Here is a 25,317-nt window from a genome sequence, read left to right on the forward strand (position 1 = left end):
CACCCGCCTCATCCAAGGACCCTGTGCGCTGGGCGTGTTCGTCCCCGCCGGCCTGTACCCGGCAACCGCACAGCGCCAGCACCTCGACCAGCTCGCGCAGGCAGGTGCCGACCTGTTCGAGGTCGGCCTGGCCACCGAGGACGCAGCCCTCGACGGCCCCGTCATTCAGGCCGCCTACCACCGCGCCCTGCGCAGCGGAAACGCCCTCGACCACGCGGTGCGCGCCGTCGATCACGCCGCCAGCCTCCGGCCGACCGTTGTCATGACCTACTGGGAGCCCGTGAGCCGCCACGGCCCCGCGGACGTGGCCCGCGTGTTCGCCGACGCCGGCGCCGCCGGCGTGATGATCGTCGACCTGCCCGCCCACCAAACGGCCCGCTGGCACGAAACCGCACGAGCGACGGGCCTTCGCACCCCACGCCTCATCCCGCGCACCACCCCTGACCCCCTCCTCCCGGCCGCGGTCGCCGGCGCGTCCGGATGGCTGTACGCACCCGCCAGCACGGCCCCCACCGGCTACCGAGGGCCACTGGACATCCCTGCGCTCGCCGGCTTCACCCAGCGCCTGCGTGCCGCGAGCCCGCTGCCCGTGGTCTCGGGAGTGGGGATCTCCACTCCGGCCCTCGCCGCACGCGTCGCTCCGCTGGTGGACGCCGTCGTCATCGGCACCCCCGTCGTCCGCGCCCTGGCCACCGACCCTGCCCAAGCCCCGGACCTGACGGCCGCGTTCGCCCGAGCCCTGCACCCGACCACCCTCACGGAGACCCGTGCCTGATCGCTCCGCCCCGACCGAGGCCCTCGACCGGATCACGGCCGACGCCCTCACCCTGCACCAGGCCCTGTGCACCAACAGCATCGGCCACGCGCACGCGCTGGCCGCGCGGATCAACGACGCCCAAGGCATCGCCAGCTCCGCCCTGCGGCTGTTCCTCGACCTCGCCCAGCACACGCCGCACACCACGGCCGGGAAGCTGCTGCTCCTCGACCACATCGCGCAGATCGCCAAGGCCGCCCAGGACGCAAGCGCCGAACTGACCGCAGCCCTCGCCCGCGCCGTGGAGAACCAACGCCGCCGAGCCGACGCCACGAAGGGGCCGGCCATCCTCATCCGCCCCTCACCACAGCAGTTCATCGAGTCGGCCACCGACCTCCTCGACCGCATCCCCACCCTCCACCACGCCATACGCCGCGACCGGCTGATCCCGCCCAGCCGGCTGACGCACCAGCCTCATTGAGGGCGCGCCCCCCATTTCCCCATCTCCAGGACATACGATTTCAGATCAGCCTCAATTCCGTGCCCTTTCCCTGGGCGCGGGAGTTCAGTCCAGCACCCTGCTCGCCCTTTCCGCCGAAGGGATCCTCCCGAAGGTCGACTACGCGATATTCGCCGACACCGGATGGGAACCCAAAGCCGTTTACGCTCACCTGGACCGACTGGAACAGGAGATAGCCAAGCCCGCCGGCATACCGGTCCTCCGCGTCTCAGCCGGAAACATTCGCAGCGACGCCCTGAATCCGGACCACCGCTTCGCCTCCATGCCCCTGCACATCCTGAACAAGGACGGGCGGCCCGGCATGACCCGCAGGCAGTGCACCGGCGAATACAAGGTGAAACCAATAAAGCAGAAGGTACGCGAACTCCTCGGACACCCCTACCCCTCGCGCATCCCCAAGGGCGTGTTCGTTGAGCAGTGGGTGGGGATCTCCACCGACGAGTTCCACCGCGCCAAAGACGCCGACGTGAAATACATGCGCAACCGGCATCCACTCCTGGACCTTGGCTGGAGCAGAGCGGACTGCGTTCGTTACCTGACCTCACTCGGGCTGGCGAAGACACCGAAATCGAGCTGCCTGGGATGCCCGTTCCACGGAAATGCGCAGTGGAGGCACATCAGGGACACATCCCCTTCCGAGTGGGCGGACGTCGTCGAATTCGATGCGGCCATCCGGCAAGGCAATGCCCGCGCCAACGCCTCGGGCAGCCGACTGCTCGGCGAGGCGTTCCTGCACCGCTCCCGCGTCCCGCTGAGCCAGGCGCCGATCGACCACGTCACCGCCGCCGAACGGGCAGCCCTGCGCATAGACGCGGACGAAGCCGACGCGCTGGAGAACGGCGTCGTGGACGGCTGCTCCCCCTGGGCGTGCCGCGGGGACACGGACGTTCTCACCCGCGACGACTTCGGGCTGGCCACGTGATACTCGACCTCTTCGCGGGGCCGGGCGGCTGGAGCAGGGCACTGGGCGTCTTCGGTGTGCGCGACGTCGGCCTGGAATGGGACGAATGGGCCTGCAAGACGCGCGTGGCCGCCGGGCAGTTGACGATCCGGACCGACGTGGCCATGTATCCGACGTGGCCCTTCCTCGGCCGCACGCGCGGGCTGATCGCCTCCCCGCCGTGCCAGGCATGGAGCATGGCCGGCAAACGCCTCGGCCTGCTCGACCAGCCGCTGGTGCACACGGCAGTGGAGGACCTCGCCGCCGGACGCGACACCCGCGAGCGCCTCCTCGCCGCCTGCCGCGACGAGCGCTCCCTACTCGCGGCCGAGCCGATGCGCTACCTGCATGCCCTGAACACGGTCGGCGAGCCCAAGTGGGTCGCGATGGAGGAAGTGCCGGACGTCCTGCCGCTGTGGAAGCAGTACGCGGCCGTTCTGCGGTCCTGGGGGTTCTCGGTCTGGTACGGGATCCTCAACGCCGCCGACTTCGGCGTTCCACAGACGCGCAGGCGAGCGATCCTGCTCGCCTCCCGGGTCCGTACGGCACAGCCTCCCACGCCCACCCACGCCCAAGTCGCCGAGCCTGACTCGCTGTTCGGTCCGGGCCGCGCCCGCTGGGTCAGCATGGCCGAGGCCCTCGGATGGGGCGCGACTGACCGGCCCGTTCCCACCGTCTGCGCCGGCGGCGGACCCGGCGGCGGACCCGAACCGTTCCCTTCGGGCTCCCGCAAGTCCCTCTCCGACGCCCGGGAGCGCGGCACCTGGATGCCCAGGCCGGACGGTGTGCTCCTGCAGTCCCGCCGCGAAGGAACTGGCTGGAAGGCACGGCACGGCACGGCACACGACAGAACCGTGCCGCCGACGCTCCGGCGCCGACGTTCACCGCCGACGCACACCGCTGGTCCTGGTCCCTGCGCAGCAACAACCAAGCGAACGCCACCGTCCGCCCGCTGTCCGAGCCGGCGGGCACACTGTTCTTCGGGCACCGCGCGAACGAGTGCACCTGGGTCGCCGGACCAGCCTCGCCTCCGACCGAGGACACGGACACACCAGCGGTACCCGAGCCCATCCGGATCACCGCCCGCGAGGCCGGCCTCCTGCAGACCTTCCCCGCCGACTACCCCTGGGCCGGCAACAAGGGCCAGCAGTTCTCCCAGATCGGCAACGCCGTACCGCCGTTGCTCGCCGGCCACCTCCTCGCCCCGCACCTCGGCGTCACCCTCAACCCCGACGACTTCACCCTCGCAGCCTGATGCCCCACGTCCCCGAACCCGAAGAAGACCACCTCGACGGCATCGCACCGCCGCAGCCGGTGTTCCACGTCGAGCAGGCCCTCCTCGGCGCCCTCCTCCTTCATCCACACCGCCTCGGCGACGTGACCGGCATCGCCGCCGACTCGTTCTCCACCGCCGCGCACGCCGCCCTGTTCACCGCCATCAGCACCCTGCCTCCGCCCGACCCCGCCGAGCACGCGAAGAACACCAAATGGCTCGACCAAGTGCTCGCCACGGGGCGCGAACAGGCGCGCGGGCTGACCGCCTCCTACCTGCACACCCTCGTCAAGGTCTGCCCCTGGCCCCGCCACGCACCGGCCTACGCACGGATGGTCGAGGCCGAACACGCCCGCCGGCGCCTGCAGACGGCCGCCGAACGCCTCATCCAGAGCGTCGACGACGCCACCCACCCGCACCCAGTCGAGACAGTGCTCGCCGAGGCCGACGCGCTCACCGCGGTCGTGGACGACATCGCGAGCCGGTTCCCGCCGCGCGCCGGAGTGCTGCCCCGCACCGCGGCACCGCCGCCGGCCATCACCACCGACCGCACCGAGGCGGTCGAGGAGGAGCAACTGCTGCTCGCGACCGCCACCGCCCACCCCGCCGACATCGAGTCCGTCCGGTGGCTGCTCCCCGACGACCTCACCCGGCCCCTGCACGCCGGCCTGTGGCAATGCCTGACCGCCCTGGCCCGCCGCCGCGAGCCCGTCGACCCCGTCACCGTCCTATGGGAGGCCCAACAGCGCGGCCTGCTCGACAACGCGAGTGAACCCGGCGAGGTGCTCCGCCTGCTGGCCGAACCGGCCGGTTCCGTGGAGCACTGGGGCGAACGTGCCCTGCAGCGCTCCCTCCTGGCCACCGCCGATCACGCTGGCCGGCGCATCTCGGCGTACGCCGGAGACCCGGCGAACACCCCGTTCCAGCTTGTGGTGGGCGCCCGCCGCTCCCTCGCCGACATCAGCGCCGTTCGCACCCGCTGGCAGCATGCCACCGGAACTGTCCCGCCACCACGGCCGCGCCCGGCACCCGCCACTCGCGCCGGCCCGCCGACCACGACGGCCGCTCACGCCGCCCGCGCCGCGCGAGCAACCCGATAGCACCACGCATACGCCGGTGGCCGGACCCGAAGGCCCGGCCACCGGCAGAAGAGACGACACCCAACGTGACTACCCCCATCGACGCTCACGTCCGCCTCGACACCCACCCAACCCATCCCAGCGCCGTGACCGCTGTCCTGACCGGCAGCCAGGCCCGCATCGCTCTCACGGCTCTCGAGACAGCCGACTGGGCCGTCCTCGCCGACAACGTCCTGGTCCTGGCTCGCATCGACCACGAGGAGCCCTACTGGGCTGAAGATGCAGCCAATCACCTGTCCGCCGGCGGCATCACCGTCGATATCACCCCTCGACTCCGGGAGGCCATGGACGAGGAATGGACCTGGGCGGACTATCCGATGCCGTGGTGCACCCGCAGCGAGATCCGCGAGGTCTCCAACCAGGCGCAGAAGATCCACGACGACATCCGCCACGGCCATCTCCTCATCCACGCACACGCCCACGACGGCCACACCACCGTCGCGGTCGGCACGTACCTCGGCCGTGACGGGAAGTCCGTCTACCTCCACGGCGAGGACCACCTGCGCCAAGTCGCCGACACATTCGACTCACCCGCTCAGGCCCTGCTCGCCTTCGAGAAGGTCCACGGCACCGACATGCGCCCCGGTCCGGCACCCCTGACCGACGCCGAGCGCGCCGCCGTCGAGGCCCGCACCGCCTTGGACCTCGGCGCAGCGAAACCCGGGCCTCACCGCCCGAAGCCGGAGACCGTCCCCGTCTACCTGGCCGATGCAGGCGACCACGACGCCCTCCTCGACTCCTTCCTCGACAGGCACGGCGAGTTCGAGAAGTGGCGGACCTGGTCCAACGAGACAACCCACGCCATCCACGAGTCGCAGACCCTGCGCATCGAGCGCGTCCACGAGACCCCGGCCCACGAGACCGCGTGGACCGTCGCCGCCTACGAGACGCCCGTCTCCGACCGCATGTGGGTCCTCACCGCGACCGGCGCCACCCCCGCCCCGGTGATAGCGGAACTTCTGAATCACCTCGCCGACGGCGACGGCTGGGACACGACCACCGGCGTCCCGGTGGACGAGAAGACGGTCACCGCGGCCACCCAGCCACTCTCCGACGCCGGATGGAAGCACACCGTGGACCGGCAATGGATCCGCTGGACATCCCCCGACGGGAACGTGGGCGTCCAGTTCGACGCCTTCACAGCACAACACCCGAATCAGAACCTGGCCACCTGGACCGTCTGGGCCGGCCCCGGACCGGACCGGCCGACCTGGGCCATCACGGCGTCGCCACATACCCCGACTTCGCTGCTGGCGGATCTCTCAGAGAACCTCGCCCACGAAACCGGCACCCGCAGCCATCAGGCCACGGGTCGCGCACCAACAAAGGGACTCGCCGTCACATCGCCGACTGCTCTGGCGGTCACGAGCTTTGCAGCCAGCCATAGGCGCTGATCACGGATACGCCTGAAGAGACCACCCGACGACCAAATCTCGCCAACAGACACCCAAGGCCAGCCGATGCTGTCGGCCGTCACTCCGCCCCATAAGCTCGCGGAACGGCTTGTGCGCCCGGTCCACGTGCCTCGGCTGCGGAGCTCCACCCGCACGTCGTCCGCCCAGTAATGGCAGAACGCCCTCCTGAGCGCGAAGCCCGAGGCAGGCTCCGGACCCCCAAGAACGGCGAGGGGAGTCTGGCTGCCCTACGGACCCCTGGAGCTGCACTCTGCTTGCGACCAGCGGCAAGCAGAACTGAACACAAGCAGCCCAGAGGATCCGGCAACCACCACAGGTTGCCGGATCCCCTGGGCGTACATCAGTCGACGAGGTAGTGGGCTTCGATGTAGGCGACGGTGGAGCCATACGGTTCCCCCACCGGCTTCAACGCGTACCGGCGGAAGACCGCGGCGGTGGCACGGCGGACACCTCGGTTGCGGGCCTCGGCGTTGTCCCACGACTGCGCGAGGGTGCGCTTGACCACTTGATCGATCTCCTCGGCCAGGTTCCGCTCCGTGACGGTGAGGCCGGACGGTGCGTGATCGTGAATGATCCGCGACAGGACACCCACGTGGTCATCATCCAGCACGACGGCTTCGTCGGGGTGCTTCTCGGCGTTCACGATGGCACGGGCGACTCGGAGTGCTTCGGCCAGGAACTCCAGGGCGTCCTGGGCGTTCTGGATGATCCGGTCCCGCAGCTGCCTGATCCGCTCTGCCAGGGCGGTGTACTTCGCGGACCCCGGTTCGACCCCCCTTTCGAGGGCGGCCTTGATCTGGTCCAGGATCTCCGCCGCAGACGGCGGCCTCTTGTCCTCGCTGTCGTCCTTGTCGGACTTGGGGCGGACGAGGGCCAGCAGTTCCTTGAGGATGGCGATGCCCTGGGCGTCGAGGACGAGGGGTTCCTCCTGGGAAGCGACCACAGAGAAGGAGTGGACGTGGGCATTGATTATCTCCAGGACCATTGGTCCCAGCTCGCCCAGGCGTTCCTTCCTCTCCTCGTCGGAGGATTTCTTGAACAGGGTCGTGTACGCGGACCCGAACAGCCCGAACCCGTCCTGGTACTTGGCGATCCGCTTGTCGGTGTTGATGAGCGGGTACAGGCGGGCCAAGAGCCGGTAGTCCTTGGAGAACGCCTCGGCGGCGACCGGATCGGCGTCCAGGAAGACGTTAATGGCTCGTACCGACTCGTACCCGTGGACCGTGAGGTCCAGTCCGTCCACGTTCGCAAACAGGTCTTCGATACGGGCGAAAGTGGTGCGGAACTCGGCGACCAGGTCGGTCACGTCGGTGACGAAACCCCCACCCTTGCCAGTGGTCCCCTCCGCGGTGGGGTCGACGACGGCCCGCTGGACCTCCTCGGCCAGGCTGATGTAGTCCACGACCACACCGGAGGTCTTCACGAACCCGGTAGGGGACACCCAGGTGCGGTTCGGCCGGGTGATTGTCTGGAACAGGTTGTGGGCCTTCAACGGCTTGTCCAGGTAGAGGACGCCCTCGTTGGGGGCGTCGAACCCCGTCATCAGCTTCGCGGTCACTACCAGGAAGCACAACGGATCGTCCGGGGCGAGGAAGCGCCGCTTCTGCTCCTCCTCCTCGACCTCCGAGAGCCGGTAGGGCCGCATGGCGGCGTCCTCGTCCTTGGAGTCCTTGACGTGGATGTTGACCTCGGCGGTGATCCGGTCATGTTTCCCGACCTCGGCGAGCACCTGTGACGCCTCGAAGCCGGCCAACAGCTCGTTGATTTTCTCGGTGTAGGCCACGGCCAGCTCACGGTTGTAGGCGACGACCTGGGCCTTGAGGCCGTTGCGGTAGGCGCCGGCCAGGTAGTGGTCCACGATGTCCTGGCAGACCGTGTGTATCCGTTCGGGGTTGGCGAACACCGAGGTGAGGCGCCCGAACTTGCGGGACAGGGTTTCACGGTCGGGGTCGTCGAGGTCGAATTCGTCGGCGAACTGGTCGAACTCAGCTTGCAGCGCCTGGTCGTTCATCTCGAAGGTGACCGGGTGCGGGTCCAGCATGACCGGGACGGTGGCCTCGTCATGCAGAGATCGGGACACCGAGTATCGGTGCAGCACCCTGCCCGGGTCGGTCTCCTCGCCGAAGAGGGCGAAGGTGTCGGTGGCGAGGTTCCTGATCGGGGTGCCGGTCATGCCGAAGAACTTCGCATGCGGCAACGCTGCACGCATCTGCCCGGCCAGAGACTCCTCCTTGGAGGACTGGGTGCGATGGGCCTCATCCACCAGCACGATGATGTTGCGGCGGGTCGACAGGTTCTTGCCGGCGTCGGCGAACTTGTGGACGGTGGTGGAAATAACGCCGCGTACGCCGTCGGCCAGCAGGGAACGCAGCTTCTTGCTGGTGGCGGGCTGGTGGAAGTAGGCGTCCCCCATCGCGGAGGTGAATACCCCCGAGGTCTGCCGGACGAGGTCGGTGCGGTCCGAGAGCAAGATGATTGTTGGCGAATCGGTGCGAATGTCGGCCAACAGCAGGGAGGCGGCGAACACCATCAGCAGTGTCTTCCCACTGCCTTGGTGGTGCCAGATCAGGCCCTTCTGGCCGTCGGCCAGGACCCGCTTGTGAATCAGATGGGCGGCTTCCATCTGCGGATAGCGGGGCAGGTACTTCTTGTCCGCGCCGCCCCCGGAGGTGCTGAAGAGGGTGAAGTTGGCGAGCATGTCCAGGACCGTCGCCGGGGTGAGCAGCAGCTCCACAGAGCGTTGCACGTCGGCCTGCCCGGAAAGGGCCTCATCGTCGGCAGTGGACCGGAACGGCTGCCACAAATTCAGGGGCGCACCGGCGGCACCGAATCGCAGCTTCAGCCCGTCGGAGGCGATGGCGAAGAGGTTAGGGGTGAAGAACCATGGGTACTCGGTGGCGTACACCTCGTTGATCTCGCGGGCGGCGCCGGCCCACCCGGACTTCGCGGTCGGTGACTTCACCTCTACGACAACGAGGGGCAGGCCGTTGACCCAGTAGACGAGGTCGAACCGTCGGGGTGTCTTGCCAGGGATGGTTATGGTCACCTCGTCCGACACGACCAGCGTGTTGGCGATTGGATGCGCGAAGTCGACGAGCTTCAGAGAGTGCCACACCCCGTCGGCGTGCCGGAACTCCTTTTGCCCGCGCAGCAGTTTCAGCACCTGTTCGTTGGCCCGCACCAGCCCGCCCTCGACGGCGTTGACCGTGGCGACGATCTCCTCGACCACGGCGTCCACGTCGAACCCGTCGATCACCTCAGGGTTAAGTCGGACGATGGCGTCCCGCAGGTGGCTGACGATCACCGTCTGCGTCGTCTCACGCGGCAGCGACCTGCCGGCTGCGAAGTTCCAGCCCATTGGCAAGGACCATTGGATCACCAAGTTCTGGAACTCGCGCTCCCGAATGCCCTTTGCCACGTCTCAGACCCCCAGTTCGGCAGACTCAATCTCGATAGTGCGGTCCAGCAACCCCAACAGCAGCCCCGCCCGGACTCGACGGAGACGGGCCTCCTCGGCACGGGTTGCCATGATCCCGCGGGCCACGGCGTCGCACCGCTGGACGTACTCACCCTGCTCTGGAAGCGACGGAATGGGCACCCGAACAGTACCGAAACCGCGCTTATTGATCTTGACCATCGACTTACTCGTTCCGCCGGCAGTACCGGAGATGCTGGTCCGCAGTTCGCGCGATGACAAAGCGTGCTCCAGGTAGTCCGCGCGAACGCGAGACTCGTCCACACGAAGGCGCCAGATGAGGTCTGGCATGAATGTCCCCGCGGGCACGTTCCTTGCGACGGCAACGAAGCCAACGCGCTCCGGCGTGTTGGCCCGCGTGATGAGTAGGTCACCGTTCTTCACCACATGACTAGGCGAGAACGCGGCGACCTCCGTAACGGTCTTGGCCTCAGAGGTCTTGAACCAACCACGCTGCACTGCGCTGAGCTTCAGGATTCGGTACTCGTCCTCAGCAGAGGCTTCCCCTCCAGCCTGGACGCTCTTACCGCTGTCGATCCCCAGCAGTACGTCGCTGATGGGCTGATGATCCGTGTCTGGCAAGTTAGAGCGCAGCGACTCCAGAAGCCCCTCCAACGCCTCGGATTCAGCATCCAGTGCGGCAATCTGGTCATCAACTGCGTCGAGAATCTCGACAATCCGAGCTTGTACCTCGCGGGGCGGGATCGGGAGTTGGATCTGCAGGAGTTGCTCTGGGTTGAGACGCTTGCGCCGTTGAACTGTCCCGCTTACCCGGTTTTTCATCTCTGCCCACAGCCGCGGTGAGCCACAGACGTGCCTCATCCAGTCGGGCATCAGGTCTGGCCCGAGCGTGAACGTCGGGAATTCGTTGCTGACAACGAATCCGTCGAACTCATCAGGTACTACAGTGATTGGCCCTTCCCACGCAGTCAGTTTTCGCATTACGACCTGGTCGGCGCGCAGGACGTTCATCGCTGCGTACTCTGTTTCTCCACCGTCGAGTTCACCCTTAGCGATAACCCCCTTCCCTGCATTCAGGACCCCGGCTAGGTGGTAGGTAGTTCCAGGCTTCATCGGTGTGCGCTGGATGTCGAGGCGCATCACTTCCCCGAGCGGACGAAGCGGATAGCCGCTACTCGCCGAAGCCTTCGAGCCCTGCGGTGGAATGGCTACCTTGCGACGTGCGGGAGCCTCCAGGTCGCCGAGGCTGATTTGCTGCCAGTCACTCATCGAAGCCCTCGATCCCGGCGGCAGAGAGGACCTCGAGCATGCGCTGCTCGGTCTTCTGGCGCTCGGCGCGGGCGATGTTGTAGGCATCGATGAGGGTGCCGAGATCCTCCTGCTCGGCGGCGGCCTGCTTGATATAGCGGCCGATGTTGAGGTCGTGCCCGTTCGCTGCGATTTCCGTGGCGGGGACAAACCGCGCGGACAGGCCAGCCTCTCCGTTGCCGTCGGAGCCCGAGTGGTAGGCCGCCACCACGTCGGCGATGTCTGTGCGAGTGAGGACGTGGCGGTTCTTGGCTTTGGTGAACCGTGTGGAGGCGTCGATGAACAGCACGCCGTCCTGCCGCCCCAGGGCCTTGGTGCCGGGGGCACGGAATACGAGAATGCAGGTCGGAATCGTCGTGTTGTAAAAGAGGTTCGACGGCAGCCCGATCACGGCTTCCAGTAGGTCGTCGCCCAGGACGCGCCGGCGGATAGCTGCCTCCTGGCCACCTCGGAAGAGGACGCCGTGTGGCAGGACGACGCCGGCACGGCCCTTCTTCGGATCCATGCTGGCGATCATGTGCTGCACAAATGCCCAGTCCGCCGACGACTGTGGGGCGACCCCCCCGATGGCGCGCGGGTCGTTGGTCCAGGGCTTCCACTTCAGGCTGTAGGGCGGATTGGCGACAATCACGTCGAATTGCTTCACGGACCCGTCCGGCTTCTTGAAGCGAGGGTCCCTCAAGGTGTCGCCGACCTCGACCTTGAAATCGGTCAGGTTGTGCATGAACAGGTTCATGCGGGCCACACCTGCAGTGTCCGTTACCGCCTCCTGCCCGTTCAGGCTGAGTGTGTACCCCCGGCCGCCGCGGGCCTTCAGAAGGCTCGCGGCGGCAATGAGCATGCCACCAGACCCGCAGGTCGGGTCGTACACCGACTCGTGGTTCTTGGGGTCCAGCAGCTCGATGATCAGCTCGACGACCTCACGTGGGGTGAAGAACTGGCCGGCGCGGGTGCCTGACCCGTCGGAGAAGCGCTTGAGCAGGTATTCGTACGCTCCACCGAGCACGTCGTGGGACATGTTGCCCTCGTGCATCTTGGGGGTGCGGTCCATCGCCCGCATGACCGACGCCAGCACCTCCCCTGGCAGCACCGCTTCGGAGGTCCAGGTCATGGACCCGAACAGACGGGAGAACTTGTCAGGGTTGGCCGACTCGATGGCCTGGAGGGAAGCGCGAACCCGCTGGCCGAGGCCGTGCTGGGCGACGGTGGCGAGGATGGATGACCAAGAGGCGCGGCGCTCGGCGACGGTACCAGGGAAGATCAAGGGGATCTTGAACGTCTGGTAGTTGCTGTACTCGACCTCGTCGGCTTCCTCAGCTGAGAGGTCGAGGTCCTCGTTCTCCTTGAGGAAGATCTGGTGGGTGTGCTCCCAGGTATCCGACAGGTACTTCCAGAACATCAGAGGGAAGACGACCGAGGAGTACTGCGCTTCGGGCATCGCCACGCGCAGCTCGTCAGCGGCGTCCCACAACCGGTTCTCGATCTCCTGCTGGGTCACTACCATCAGTCGGGGGTGTCCTTGCTCGTCTAAAGGTGGCGACCCGAAGGTCGTGGTGTTCCTATCAGTCAGCCCAGCCCGGGGATGCCCGGCGCGCATCCACCGGACACGCCGCCGAGTGGACATGCGCGGGGCGTCGCATCCCTGTGCGGACGACCCGCCAACGATATCCCTCCCCAGGACCACGAAGGACGGCAATCGCGCCCAGCAGGAGACGCTCCGAGACTGACGGAGACGGCGCCACAGCGACGCCGTGGGCTGGCCGCCCGATGGCGCGTGCTCGTCGGCGACCGCCCCTTATGCGACGTCTGGCGCGCCCGCCCTCGTGATCGACAGGTCACGCCTTCGATCGCGCGCCCGGCAGGTGCATGACTCGGCCCCGATGTGCTCCTGAGGACATCGCTATCTACGCCCTCACCACCGACGACTCGATCCCGGGACACGATCACGACGGGCTCTGGGCTTCAGGCACGCCTCCCGCACTCGCTTGAAATCCCCGCTGACAGGCACCCGGCGCCTCATCAGTTGCCATGAAGTCTTCACTGAGGTTCCCTACGAGTATGCCGAGGCATCTGCTAGCCGTTGAGCACACCAAGATCAGGGCGCTGCGCGAGCAGGCTGGACTCACTCCGCAGGAGCTTGCTGATCGCGTGGGGGTCACGTACCGCGTGGTCGTGTACTGGGAGGAGGGCAGGTATGTGCCTGAAGCCAGGAACGTACGGCGGCTCGCCGATGCTCTGGGCTGCGCCACCGCCGACCTCACGGGTACGCCCAGCGGGTCCGAGACGCTGGTTGACCTCCGCTATGCCGCTGGTCTCACCGCAGAAGAGGTCGCCACTCGTCTTCGCGCGACTGCCGTCGGCCGTGATCTGTTCGTGGACGCGCACAAAGTCCGCAGCCTGGAGCGGGGCCGTCAGGTGTCCGGATGGAACTGGAGGAAGCCGGGGCACACGGGCCGGCTCGTGCAGCAGCTGGCGACCGTGTACGAGGTGCCAGTCCGGATGGTGATGGACGCCTGGATGCGTACGCGGCCGGCCGATGAGCCCCCGCGTCTGCCCGAGCGGGAGCGGCACGGTCCGCCGGCGTCAGCGGTCGAGGGCTGGGAGGGGCTGAATGAACGGCAGCGGGTCTATCTGGGGGAAATCCTGCGCGATGACCAGATGACTGAAACGGAGATGTGGATGCGCCGGCAGAACCAGGTCAGGGTGCCGCCGGCCAAGCAGTGGCGGAAGTTGCCGTTCGCTCTCGACGCACCCTCCGAAGTAGTCGGCCACACGCGCCTTCAGCAGCGCCTGCGGAGCGCTGGCGTCCACGATCAAGGGGCCGGGGCCACCCTCCACTCCCTGGAGCGGCTGGGACTGATCAAAGTGACCAAGGACCGCGTAGAGGTTCCAGGGGTCGGCGAGGTGGACCGGACCCTCGTGGAGATCACGCGCCGCGGCCGTGCCTGCGCCCGCGCTGGGCTTGGAGAGCCCGCGGAGTCGGCGCCTCCCGCGCACCTGCTGTCCGAATGGTTGTGGGGCGTTTTGCTGCGTGTCGCCGCGGCCGGCCCGGAAGGTCTCCACGAGAGCGAGCTGACGGGCAAGTCCCTGTTCTACTTGGCTGTCGGCTATCGGCCGAAGCGCCAGGCGCATCCCAGCAGAGGCTTCATCGAACTACGTCCCCGGATGGCACCGGGCGATACGCACGTCCTCGAATACCGGTGGCACACCACCGCTCTCGGGCAGCAGCACATTGCCTCCTACCTGCACGTATACACGGAGATGTACCCAGCTGCGGCGTCTCCAGCACAATGATCATTTAGGGCGGTCCGAGACCGTTCCGGGGGCATTGTCAGACCCGTGCTCTACCGTCGTCTCCCGTGACGACCCATGTCGATGATGACGGCTTGACGTTCTCGCATTTCGAGGCGTTCCGCCTGATCAACTTCACCTTCATCAAAGCCTGTCAGACGATCACCGCACCGGACCTGACCCCGAGGGACCGGGCCGAAAAGCTGATGCGGTACCACGGGGACCTGCTCGCCGCGTACGGCCCCGGAGTGCCGCTGTCGTTCGGCGAGTTCCGCCGAAGGCTGCGCGGTCCCGTCGACGGCCTGCTCCCACCGTGGCTGGACCGGTCCGGCTTCGGCGATCTCGACTTTCCAGTTGTCGATGCCGAGGGCTGCGTCACCGGGAACGCCTTCGATCTGCAGTGGGAGACCTCCCAGCTGCACCGGATTTTGAAGCGGCTTCGGCGGATCGGCCGGATGCGGTTCACCGAGGAGCAGCTTCAGGACGAGATCGACCAGGACCAGATGTACGAGATCCTCAAAGGCCGCGGTGACGCCCAGTACGTCAAGGACCGCACCACGCTGGTGGAATGCCCGACCGGCACGGCCGCGGAGCTGAACAAGCGCGGCCTGCCCCTCAACGCAATCGGCTTCTACGAGCCGATCCCCTACCACGCCGTCTACCGCACCTGGTGGTTCCCCTGCACGGTGTGCAAGTGGCCCATGAAGATCAGCAAGCGGATGAGTGCGGGCCGCGAGTACTACCGCGTCGCCTGCCTCTACGGCCGTCACGCCGATACCGGCGCCAGCTTCATGTTCCGGCCCACGTCCGGAGACGCGCCGCAGCTGCATCCGGACAGCCCCGACACCCCAGCTCCGCACGAGGCAGCGCTCGCGCTGGGCACCACCGGTGCCGTGCCGGAGGCGAAGCCGGTTGAGGGGCACCTGGCCCTCAAGCGTGGCGTGTGGCGCTACACCTGCGTGCCCGGCCTGCACGAGCTGCGTCTGCACACCGTTCTGCGGGAGCGGCTGGCCGCCGCACTGGCCGATGTGGACGAAGCCGTCAGGCTCTGGCCGATGAGCGATGCCTACGACCATCACATCGAGGTCAAGGGCCCTGACGGGAGCACGCACGTCTTCACCGTGGATGTGAAGGACTACACCCACGGCCGTGTCCTGGCCGAGAGCCTGCACCGCAACGACGGCGACAAGGGCGGCGCCGAATGGCTCGTCGTTCCCGACCACCGAGCCGACCAGATCCCCCTGCTGACCGTGACCTGCCTCAAGTACGGAATGAAGGCCGCGACCATGACCGACTTCGCCAAGATGGTCTGCCAGAGCGCCGGGGTGGTGTGGGCATGAGCCAGATGACTGTCAAAGACGCCTTCGTCCGCGCCGCGCTGGCCCTGGCCGCCCACTACTTCCCGCAGCAGGACGACGACGGCAAGCCGCTGGCCTCCTTCCGCCACGCGGCGTTCTTCGCCAGCTGCAAACCCCAGGCATGGGAGAGATGGAATGAGCTGGGCAGTGAGGAACGCCTGCTCGTGGCCGAGGTGATGAAGCTCAGCCACCCCGACCTCGCCGACGAAAAACGGTTCGCCTCCGCCGCGCGGATCCTCCTGGGCGCCATGGACACCGCCGACGAGGAGGACGAGCAGACGACCCTCCAGCTGTTCACCCTGGCCGGTGATCCTCTCACCGCCACCGCGGCCTACCCCCTGCTGGGAGGGGACTACCTCGGCTACGCCAAGAGCCTTCTCGCGCCCTACCGGCGGCCGAGCAGCCGGCGCAAGCCCCACGAGTTCGCAGCTCCCGGCCAAACGTACGAGACGAGTGAGCGCACCGAGGGCAACGAGATCGTCCACGGGCGCGTGACCATCCCCCGCTTTCCCGCTTTCGCCCAGCCTCTCGGCCACGACACGCTTCCCGCCCTCACCACCCGGCCCAACGTTGGCAGGGTCCCGGTCTACGTCCAAGATCTCAAGGACATCGCACAGCTCCTGGACACCCAGTACGAGGACACAGAGGCTGGCCCCTGGTTGCATAAGGTGCTGACGGGCCTGCTCGACCGGGTCAAGGCCCGTGACACCGACACCGTCGATGTGCTGGAGCTCCTGGCCGGCTGCACCCAGATCTTCCACGCGCCCACCGGAACCGGTAAGTCCGTGCTGGTCCGTCTCCTGGGCTCGTGGGCCGCGCTCAACGACTACCGCATCACCCTCCTCGTCCCCGATGTGAAGGCCACGCTCGCCTCCGTCTGGGACATGAGCCGCGACCTTGAGATCCTGCACGAGGCGGGCAGGACCCAGCACCTGGCGACGTGCGCTCCGCTGATGTCGCCGTCTTCACGGCACGAGCGGGCCCTCAAGCACGCCGCCCTCGTCAAGGAGGACCCCGACGCCCCCGGGGAATGGGGCAAGCGAGGCCGCCGTGACGTCGACCACCTCGCCTATGGATGCGCACAGCAGCACTGGCTCGACTCCGCCGGCATCTACCGCCCCGGCAAGGAGAACTGTCTGAGCCTGCGTGGCGGCGGAGAGATGCTGGCCTGCCCCTGGATCCCAACCTGCGGCAAGTTCACCCCCGCTTACCAGGCCGCTGACGCCACGGTGATCGTCACCAACCATCACAACTTCATCCAGGGCAACATGAAGGTGGGCATCCAGATCGACGGCCGCCCGGTCCGGTCCGTCACCGTCCGCGAGTTCGTGCTCCGCGCCAGCGATTTCGTCATCATCGACGAGATCGACGCCTTCCAGGCCGTCGCCGTCGACCGCTGCGCCACCACCGTCGATCTGCACTCGCGGCGCCCGTGGACCGCAGAACCGCAGGTCCTGGACACCGCGGCCAAGCACCTTCCTCTGCGCTTCGAGGACCAGCTCATCGAACCGGTCAGCCACGTCCGGCTCATGGCCGAGTCCCTGCTGACCGGCCTGTGCACCAAGGCATTCCGCCTCAACCACCACGACGACGCCCGAGTCCCGCGGCTGAGGCACGAATACGACTACGAGGGCTGGCGCCTGCCACGCTCCAAGGACCGCGAGCTCATCAGCCTCCTGTTCCCCGAATACCAGGTCAGCGACGGCCAGCCGCTTCCCGCCGAGGCCATCCACCGGCTCAACGCCCTGGTACCGGCACCCGACCTCGGCGAAGACGACGAGACGGCTCCTACACCCATGCTCTTGGACCCCGAGTGGGAACGAGTGAGCAGCGTCCTCGGGGCCGTCGTGTCGCCGCGCGGCATCAACCAGCGCGATGCGCTCAAACTCAGGCTCCACGAGGCCCTCGCCCCGATGATCAGCGACGGCCGCGCACGCAACCGGGCCATCGATCACCTTCTCATCCGCACGCTGATGAGCGAACTGGACGTCTCGCTCGCCGTTCTGCGCGACACCGCCCAGTCCCTGCGTCACTCCGGGCTGCTCAGCGCCAACCGCATCATCGACTCGATGCGCTCCGGCGGCATCGCCGACGTACTTCCGCACGGAACAATCGGCAGGCCGATCAACGGCTACCGGGTCACCGGCATGAAGAACCCGGAGAAGGACGCCAAGCTCTCCACGCAGCACATGGCCGGCGACCCGCACACCTACGTGTCGGAACTCGGCGGGCTCGTCTCACTGGTCACTGCCGGCGTGGAGCGGCCCATCTTCGGGCTCTCCGCCACGGCCTACTTCCCCCAGGCGGTCAAGGAGCACGTCCACGCCCCTGTGATGTGGTGGATGACCGACGCCCAGGAAGAATCCATCCTGGTCGAGTCCTCGGCCGTCACCTACGGCAACGGCCATCGAAAGGCCGGGGAACGCATCCCGATCGCCGGCCAGTTTCCCTCCGACAAGCCCGAAGCCCTGCGCGAAATCGGTGAACGCCTGTACGAGACAAAGCTGTCGAGGAAACTCACGCGGCTGGCCAAATCGGAATCGACCCGCACCCGCGCCCGCGTGATCCTCACCGCCAACAGCTACGAACAGTGCGGCCACATCGCCACCGGCATCGCCAAGGCGAAAGGGCTCTCCCACCGCGTGTGCGTCCTCGTCCGGGAAGAAGACCGCCTCAGCAACGTCCGCTACCTCCCCGACCCGTCGCTGGTCCGCCGCATCACCGTCGAAGAGGTCGAGGAATTCCCCCAATTTGGCGACATCCTGATCGCCCCCCTGGCTAACATCGCCAGAGGACTTAACATCGTCGTCAATCTCCGCTCAGCCATCCACTCCATCTACCTGTGCGTGAGGCCCCCGCTGATCATCGACGATCCCACCTGGATGTACGGCAGTGTCAACGCCGCAGGCATCAACTCGTTGCCCGCATCCGGTGCGTCGGATCCCGTCCAGGCTCTGCAGACGGCTCGCACCGCAGCACGCGACCACTTGGCCACCATTCTGCGTTCCTCCCCGCAGCTGTCGACCATGGACCTCGTCCTCCAGGAACAGATGGTCGCCGGAATGCTGGTGTCCCTCATCCAGCTCGCCGGCCGAGCACGACGCGGCGGTACCAACATGGAACTGCACTTTGTGGACTACGCCTTCCACGACGAGACGTGGAGCTCCGACCTGGCCAGCATCATCGAACGCATGGCCGGCCGTTGGCTGCCGGAGGAACGCCGGCAGATGGCCGAACTGTACGGCGAAGCGGTCAACGCCTTCCTGACCTACGCAGGCGTCGACCTCGCCCTCTCCGCATAGCCCAGCGCTTCTTCCCGAAAGAGATCACAGCATTGAGCGACACCACCGCGACTCTCCCGAGCACCCTCACCCTGCGCTGCACCCCCGAACTCGTCCAGGGCCAGAAGGTGTACGTACGGATCTTCCCGCGAAGCGTGCGGGATGAATGGGAGAAGCTGAAAGGCGCCGGAGACGACGAGCAGAAAAGCCAGCAGCATCCGGACGAGAAGAAGAACCTGCCGTACTCAACCGCCTTGACCTACCTGAAGTTCAAGACCGGCGGATACGTCCACCTCGACCGGTACCTCAACTTCCTGGTCTCACTGGAGAAGATTGACGACGAGACCCTGCGCCACGTCTTCCGGTGCGTCGTCGGCTACAGCAAGGGGCTCAACACCGACCAGGCCGTCCTCCTCGACGTACCACCGGTGGCCGAAGCCATCGCGAATACGCCCGAGCAGGAGTTCGAGATGACGCGCTTCCTCAAGCCGGTGTCCGGCAGGCAGCCGAAGTGTCCCGACTGGATGTACGTGGCCGTGCCCTGGGTGATCTCCAAGAAGCTCGCCCAAGAAAAGTTCACCATCTACGACCTCGTCCCGATCACCAAGAAGGTCGCCGACAAGGAGAAGGACGGCTCCCCGAAGCTCGACGCCAACGGCGAACAGGTCTACAAGAACCGCACGATCGGCTGGAAGGCCAACCCGAACAAGAGGGAAGTCACCTACCTCCCCGACAGTCGGGGCGGCCTCATCGCCTGGGATCACCCCTTCGGACGCAAGTACAACCTCCGTGACGACGCAACCGAGGTCAACGAGGCCACCAAGGCCCAGTACGCGATGTCCCGGCTCTCAGTGGTCATGAAGACCGAGCCCAACGTCGTCCACCCCGTCATCTTCCTGGACGCCCACGTCACCCGCGTCCACAGCAACATGATCTATGCCAAGTCCACGCACATCTACCAGGGCAGCGACGGCCTTCCCATCCTGCACACCGAGCTGGTACGCAACGGCAACGTCCGCGCAGTCAACCAGCGCGCCCTGGAACTGCTCGCACGCGACGAGATGGACATCAGCGTCCTGCAAGCGCTGCAGACACGCGTCACCGAAGAGCGGGGCCTGCTGGAAAAGGCCGCCGAGAGGGGGGAATTCCCCTCGTTCATCACCCCTGACGCCGGCGTCATCCGCCCGCTCATGCCGCAGAACGACAACTTCGCTGTCGGCACGGGACCTGGCACCCTCCACCTGCGGCTCCTGGCCGAACACGTCTCCAAGGTGCTGGGCGAGAAGGCCACCTGGGTCGACTTCACGGTGGAACCGATGACCTTCGAGCCGCGCCCCACGGACAAGCAGAAGATGGCCCCGCAGGAGCGTGCAAGCCGCATCGAGGCCGGCGAACTCCTCCACACCATCGGCTTTCCCCCGCCCGAAGAGATCACCGCCTCGGTGAAGGCCCAGGGCTTCGAGCACCTGCGGATCGTATGCCTGTGGTACCGCTGGAACACCCGCCTTCGCATGATCAACGCGCTGTCCCTGGCCTTCCCGGACGGCTCGCCCATCGGCGATCCTGAGCCAGGCGAGGAGGTCTTCCTCGCTCCCGACATCAGCGTGGTGTTCCGCCAGGCCGAGCGCTTCCTGTCACACGGCGACGACATCAACCGGACCGTGGAGTTCAAATCCCTCGAAGACGACTTCGCCGACAGCGAGTCGCAGGTAATGGTCGGCGCCTGGTGCGAGACCGAGATCCCGGCCCTGAAGAAGAAGGACGGAGAGAAGCGAAACGCCTTCCTTCTACGCAAGGAGCGCTATGACGGAAAGTTCCAAGTGCGCCGCTTCCTGGCCAAGAAGGGCTTCGTCTGTCAGTTCACCACGGGAATGAAACCGGGATCCTTCGGAAACCCCGCAACAGAAATCAGTCCTCCGAAGCCCGGGAAAGACCACGCCGCTTACATGGCGCTCCTCGACCTGTACCGCTCACTCGGGATCATCGACCAGCGCCTCGCACGGGCCATCGCGAAGGACAGGAAGGGCCACGAAGCGGGGAAACTCGTCTACTGCGGGATCCACGCCCGCCGACAGGCCAAGACCGCCGACGGCAAGCACACCAAACGCATCATCGTTGCCACCGCCCTGTTTCCGCCGGAGGAGGAGGGCGACGCCTGGACGATGCGAGCGTGGACACCCCAAATCGGGGCCTGGGTGCCCTACTGGGAGGCAATCGCCGCCTTCCACGCCAGTGACTACGCACTCCACGTCGACGGCAAGGGCGAGACGGACAAGGAACGCTGGGCGGAAGCAGCAGCACACGTCGAAGACGCCCTCTCCAGCCTCGTCCGCGACGAGCTGGAACCCGGCATGGGCTATGTCGTCATGGTCGACGGGCACGCCTGCCGACGGATGTGGACGGGCCTGCACAACGAGAATCAGAGCTACCAGGAAGAGGACATCACCGATCCGCGCACCTGGCTGCCGGGATACGGCAAAGGCAGGAACGCACCTCGCAAGAAGCCGAGCGCGGTCATCCGGATGAACGTCGCCGCAGACGAGGTGCCCCAGTACGTTCCCGTCCCTCGCGAGAGCGATCCGGACACCGAGAAGGAATCCATCCTGTTTGCATCGGCCAAACTACACCGCGCCGACGTGGACTTCGGAAATCCCTTCTGGATCCTGTTCAACATCCCGCGCAACTATCAAGCCAAGGGCGGCGACCTGGGCAAGACCATCACTCGCTGGGACGCCGACCCGGGCAAGGGCGGAGAGGAGGGGGAGCGGGAGACGAATGAGCTCAAGGCTCCTTGGTGGGCCGTCACGGCGACCGAGATCTACCCAGTCGGCGTGGCCGATGGGGTCGACCGGACGATGCTCGCACGGGCGACCGCGCGCTTGTGTCACCAGACCATCGCCTGGTCCGACCGCTCCCGCTACCCCGTCCCGTTGCACGCAGCCAAACAGCTCGACCTCGACCATCCCCAGTACCGGCGGTCGGCGCCGCCCGAGGAACAGGGAGATGAAGCCACCGACGAGTAGCCGAAGATGCGTTTTCGGGAGTGATGCAGAGGAGGGGCGGCGGATCGCCTCCTGGGCCGGCTGATGGTGATAAGCGATGGCGCACTTATTCACTCGCCCAGGTCGTGTGACTGGGCGGAGGCGCTGCGAGCCGCCGCTGCTCGCGGCTGATGCCAGGGCCAGACAGGCTGATCACCAGCACCGCAAAGCGGGGGAACATAGCGCGGGATCGCCGGTTGGCCAAACCGGCAATCCCGCGCACCATTGATAGTCCACCGCCACGCCCTGTCCCTACGTCGAAAGGCGCCTCCCGACGACCACAGACCAGCCACGAAGCGCGCACGGCCGAGGGACCGTCCAGCGATCACGCCGCCGCGTAGCTCGCCCGGAACAGATCCTGCGCCCGCTCCACGTCCCTCGGCGTACGAAGCTGCACCTCCAGATCACCCGTCCCGTGGTGACCAAGACCGGACACATCCCGGGTAAAGCCCGGAACGAGGTCGGTGTCACTCGGGTCGACCTTCAGGTAGACGAGGAGCTTGCTCCGCTGAGGCGGACAGACGCAGGCGAAGTTCCGCAGACGCTGATACGCCCAGTACTGCTTGCGTTCAACGCGGTTCACCCCGTCCCCGAGCCCAAGCAGTGCCTCGTCGACCGCGCTCGCCAGCTCCATCATCGACGCGCCCTGGACGTCGGCTGCCGCCCGGGCAACCGCCTGTCGGCGCATTCGGCGGGTGACCCGCATACCGCCGCTGACGGATGCCACAGTCTCAAGCCCGAGCAGAGCGCTGCCGAAGAGTCGGTAGCGGACCAGGTCGATCGAGCGCCGGTACTCACGCACGGCGTGAACGTCGTAACGGGTGAAGTCGCCGGCGATACAGATCAGACGCGGGCCGCTCCACAGGACCTGGCCCGCGGCTGTCACCCCGAGACAGTCGTGGACCAGGCGCTCAAACTCGGCGCGATGGTCCATCAACCACGCCAGATAGAAAAGGCCCTGGTTGATGACGCCGGCGTCGACGCCGCGCTTGTACTCGACGATGACCGGCGAGCCATTCTCGTCCAGCCCGAGCGAGTCGATCCGGCCCCCGTGGACCGGCCCGGTGCCGTACTCGCTCGCCAGGAACCGGACGCCCAGCAGCGTCTCCATGTGTGCTTCGATGAGGCCCTGCACGTCTGCCTCAACCTCAGCAAGACGCGGCGCGACCTCGCTCATACCTTCATTCGTCGTGTGAAACAGCTTCAGGCTCGACACCTTCCCCTCCTCGGCTCGAAGATCGAGAACACCGGGCGGGTCAGGATTGTTTCCGTCAGGGGCTTCGGCGCCGTGAAGAAGATGTGAGATCCCGGATTAGTAGCCCACCCCTGGCCACCATGTCCACACACATCTACTACTGCCGCAAGCAACACAGAATCGAAAGGCACCGCCGACAAGAATGCCCAGCCAGAACAGCGCAATGCAGCACGGGCAGTTCAGCCCCGCACATATACGAGCCACCTGGAGCGGAACCGCGAGCGTCGAAGAGGCTGCCCAAGCGTTTGGGCTGTCCAGGTCGAAGAGCTACGACCTCGTCCGCCGCGGCGAGTTTCCCTGCCGCGTGCTCCGGATCGGCCGCGCCACCCGGATTGTCACCGCATCACTGCTCCGAGTCCTGGAAAGCGGCGAACCGGAATACAACACCGTCGACACCAGGCACCTCACGGGCTCCTGACCCAACGTGTCCATGCCCTCGATGGCCTATTGCCCCTCGCCCCGTGACCAGTGCGTGTTCCCAAGGCGAGCCGGTGCCGTCGCCTCAGTGAGGTCAGAAACCGAACGATGGTCTGGGCCGCTCTACGTCGTGCTGTAGGGAACGCCCTTGACATCGAGTATCGCAGCAACTCGACTCGTGTGCTTACGATGCAGGGCGCAGACGAGCAGTTCCTGCGCTCGGGAGCCAGCCACGTAGAGGACACGCCGGGCCTCGGTGTTGTGGGCACCTTCCCAGTCGTCCAAGACCGTCCGCCCAGTCACCGGGTCTACCCGCAACCTGTCTGGCAGGACAAGTACGACTCCGGGGAATTCCATGGCCTTGACGCCGTGGACAGTGGAGTGGCGGATGGACGGGCTGTTACCGAAGCTGGAGACGCTGGCCCAAGCGGCCTCCGGTGGTGCTTTGAACAGCTTGCCCAGATCGCTGGAGGCCGGGGCTGGCCCGTCTCCCCAGCTGGCTTGTTTCAAGAACTCACGCACCTCGGCTGCGAATTCGAGCCTGGTCTTGCCTTGAGCGTCGAGCCCCAGAGCCATCCGTACCGCGAAGCTCTCCAGCCACCGAGGGTCGACGCTGATCTCTTCGCAGGCCGCTGCAAAGCTGTGATGCTGTGTGTCCCGCCCAGCGGTGAGCGTCGCCAGGATGGCTCGCTGCACCTGTTCGACGGACTTCCGACGGGCCTTCGGGTCCGTCTCCCGCGACCGGAGCGTAGATCCGGCGTTGGCGATGGCCATCACGCGGTAGCTCCCAGCGGCTTCTTGGCTAGCAACGCCGGCCGCCTTCATCCCGTGAGCCTCGGCGTGGGACAGGACGACGAGATCGTCTGCTGCGAGCTTGTATCGCTCAGCGACTTCCAGCGCCGCAGGCACGATCTGGTCGAGAGCCGAGAACTCGATCAGGTGGACCGGGGTCTGGACGACGGAGTTCTCGCCGCGAGCCGTCTCTACCAGTTGCCCGGACCTCAGGGCACTGTTGAAGGCACAAATGGCCGGCGAGCTGCGCCAGTTGTCGTCGAGTTCGAGTTGGACAGGGAGGTCGGCGGCAAACTCCTGGACCGCGGCGGGAGTCGCGTTGCGGAACTCGTAGATCGATTGGTCGAGGTCTCCCACCATGACCACGCGGACGCCGCTGTCTCGAAGGAAGCGGAGGATGTCGAGCTCTTCTCGGCCACAGTCTTGCGCTTCGTCCACGATGACCTCGGCGAAACGAGCCCGCAGCAGCCCTGCAAGGATCGCCCGCTCATTGGAGCTGTTGAGCCAGAACGCGGCCAGCAGACGGGCAGCCTCGCAGGTGATGGTCCCGACCTTGAGCAGTTGGCCAAAGATGTGCGACGCCTTGGCTTCCGCCTCGTGTTTGCGTCGCGCCAACTGATGGTGCACCGCGGCATCGCCGAACGCCTTCGGCACTCGGCTCAGGTCCAGATGAGCGCGCCCGTCCGGGTCGAAGTCGAACCAGCGGAACTCCAGGTCTTTGGCCCTTCCTAGATCAGGGACGAGGCGAAAGCTCGTACTGGTCACGTCCTGCCAGGACTGTACGTAGTGGGGCCTCCGGTTGTACGCCTTCACGTACAGAGGGGTGACGATGAAGCGGTGGATGAACGTGTCGAACGTGCCGACGAAGTGGGGTGCCCGCAGGGCCTCCGTCTGGCTGCCACACCTGTGTCGGACCTCGTCCACCGCGGCGTTGGTGAAGGAGATCAGGGCGATCCCGCGTCGGGGTTCCTCGGCGGTCCGCTGGAGGAAGCGGGCGACCATGGCCCGGGTCTTGCCGGCCCCAGGGCAGGCCGCCGCGAACAGGCTGTCTGTGGCGTCGACGAGGGCCTGCTGGCCGTCGGTGAGCTTCACCTCGT

Annotated in this window: 15 protein-coding genes and 1 pseudogene; 11 read left to right on the plus strand and 5 right to left on the minus strand. The window is 66.7% G+C overall.

The genetic code is table 11. The features are described from left to right. Positions 1-34 precede the first annotated feature (34 nt). The 6 genes and pseudogenes from ABZ865_RS09625 (at position 35) to ABZ865_RS09650 (ending at position 6,020) form a co-directional block, all read left to right on the plus strand. Complete coding sequence (locus tag ABZ865_RS09625; protein ID WP_361226433.1) at positions 35-775, plus strand: tryptophan synthase subunit alpha; 741 nt, start codon at positions 35-37, stop codon at positions 773-775. Beyond that, positions 768-1,235, plus strand: a complete 468-nt coding sequence (locus ABZ865_RS09630) for a hypothetical protein (protein WP_361226436.1) — start codon at positions 768-770, stop codon at positions 1,233-1,235. The genes ABZ865_RS09625 and ABZ865_RS09630 overlap by 8 nt, the downstream gene beginning before the upstream one ends. A 97-nt stretch (positions 1,236-1,332) precedes the next feature. Beyond that, positions 1,333-2,196 (plus strand): hypothetical protein, encoded by an 864-nt coding sequence (locus tag ABZ865_RS09635; RefSeq protein WP_203349165.1) that lies wholly within the window; start codon positions 1,333-1,335, stop codon positions 2,194-2,196. Next, a pseudogene (locus tag ABZ865_RS09640) lies at positions 2,193-3,469 on the plus strand (DNA cytosine methyltransferase). The gene ABZ865_RS09635 and the pseudogene ABZ865_RS09640 overlap by 4 nt, the downstream one beginning before the upstream one ends. Then, a complete protein-coding gene (locus ABZ865_RS09645) occupies positions 3,469-4,587 on the plus strand; it encodes a DnaB-like helicase N-terminal domain-containing protein (RefSeq protein WP_361226439.1) in 1,119 nt (372 codons plus the stop codon). The pseudogene ABZ865_RS09640 and the gene ABZ865_RS09645 overlap by 1 nt, the downstream one beginning before the upstream one ends. Positions 4,588-4,652: 65 nt before the next feature. Beyond that, on the plus strand, positions 4,653-6,020 hold the full coding sequence (locus tag ABZ865_RS09650; RefSeq protein WP_361226442.1) for a DUF317 domain-containing protein: 1,368 nt from the start codon (positions 4,653-4,655) through the stop codon (positions 6,018-6,020). Between the two features lie 361 nt (positions 6,021-6,381). Here ABZ865_RS09650 and ABZ865_RS09655 read toward each other — a convergent pair whose 3' ends face one another. The 3 genes from ABZ865_RS09655 to ABZ865_RS09665 are packed head-to-tail and all read right to left on the minus strand — an operon-like array spanning position 6,382 to position 12,289. Then, positions 6,382-9,459 (minus strand): HsdR family type I site-specific deoxyribonuclease, encoded by a 3,078-nt coding sequence (locus ABZ865_RS09655; RefSeq protein WP_361226444.1) that lies wholly within the window; start codon positions 9,457-9,459, stop codon positions 6,382-6,384. Positions 9,460-9,462: 3 nt separating this feature from the next. Beyond that, entirely contained in the window at positions 9,463-10,746 is a 1,284-nt protein-coding gene (locus tag ABZ865_RS09660; RefSeq protein WP_361226447.1) for a restriction endonuclease subunit S, read from the minus strand. Further along, positions 10,739-12,289, minus strand: coding sequence for an N-6 DNA methylase (locus tag ABZ865_RS09665; RefSeq protein WP_361226451.1), 1,551 nt, complete (start codon positions 12,287-12,289; stop codon positions 10,739-10,741). The genes ABZ865_RS09660 and ABZ865_RS09665 overlap by 8 nt, the downstream gene beginning before the upstream one ends. A gap of 554 nt (positions 12,290-12,843) precedes the next feature. On the opposite strand from ABZ865_RS09665, the gene ABZ865_RS09670 reads away from it, so the two are divergent. The 4 genes from ABZ865_RS09670 (at position 12,844) to ABZ865_RS09685 (ending at position 21,738) form a co-directional block, all read left to right on the plus strand. After that, a complete protein-coding gene (locus ABZ865_RS09670) occupies positions 12,844-14,079 on the plus strand; it encodes a helix-turn-helix transcriptional regulator (protein WP_361226454.1) in 1,236 nt (411 codons plus the stop codon). Positions 14,080-14,171: 92 nt separating this feature from the next. Further along, positions 14,172-15,416, plus strand: coding sequence for a hypothetical protein (locus ABZ865_RS09675; protein WP_361226457.1), 1,245 nt, complete (start codon positions 14,172-14,174; stop codon positions 15,414-15,416). Continuing rightward, positions 15,413-18,736: a hypothetical protein gene (locus ABZ865_RS09680; RefSeq protein WP_361226459.1), complete on the plus strand. Its 3,324-nt coding sequence runs from the start codon at positions 15,413-15,415 to the stop codon at positions 18,734-18,736. The genes ABZ865_RS09675 and ABZ865_RS09680 overlap by 4 nt, the downstream gene beginning before the upstream one ends. Positions 18,737-19,239: 503 nt before the next feature. Continuing rightward, a complete protein-coding gene (locus tag ABZ865_RS09685; protein ID WP_361227289.1) occupies positions 19,240-21,738 on the plus strand; it encodes an RNaseH domain-containing protein in 2,499 nt (832 codons plus the stop codon). Positions 21,739-22,081: 343 nt separating this feature from the next. On the opposite strand, the gene ABZ865_RS09690 is transcribed toward ABZ865_RS09685, so the two are convergent. Continuing rightward, the gene (locus tag ABZ865_RS09690; protein ID WP_361226461.1) at positions 22,082-22,972 is read right to left on the minus strand and encodes a DUF5655 domain-containing protein; all 891 of its coding nucleotides are present in this window, start codon (positions 22,970-22,972) and stop codon (positions 22,082-22,084) included. A 202-nt stretch (positions 22,973-23,174) separates the two neighbouring features. Here ABZ865_RS09690 and ABZ865_RS09695 point away from each other — a divergent pair, with 202 nt between their 5' ends. Beyond that, complete coding sequence (locus ABZ865_RS09695; protein ID WP_037664724.1) at positions 23,175-23,429, plus strand: helix-turn-helix domain-containing protein; 255 nt, start codon at positions 23,175-23,177, stop codon at positions 23,427-23,429. Positions 23,430-23,551: 122 nt separating this feature from the next. Here ABZ865_RS09695 and ABZ865_RS09700 read toward each other — a convergent pair whose 3' ends face one another. Continuing rightward, a complete protein-coding gene (locus ABZ865_RS09700; protein ID WP_361226463.1) occupies positions 23,552-25,312 on the minus strand; it encodes an ATP-dependent helicase in 1,761 nt (586 codons plus the stop codon). Between the last annotated feature and the right edge of the window lie 5 nt (positions 25,313-25,317).

The sequence above is a fragment of the Streptomyces sp. NPDC047085 genome (assembly GCF_040643735.1).
Classification (GTDB): domain Bacteria; phylum Actinomycetota; class Actinomycetes; order Streptomycetales; family Streptomycetaceae; genus Streptomyces.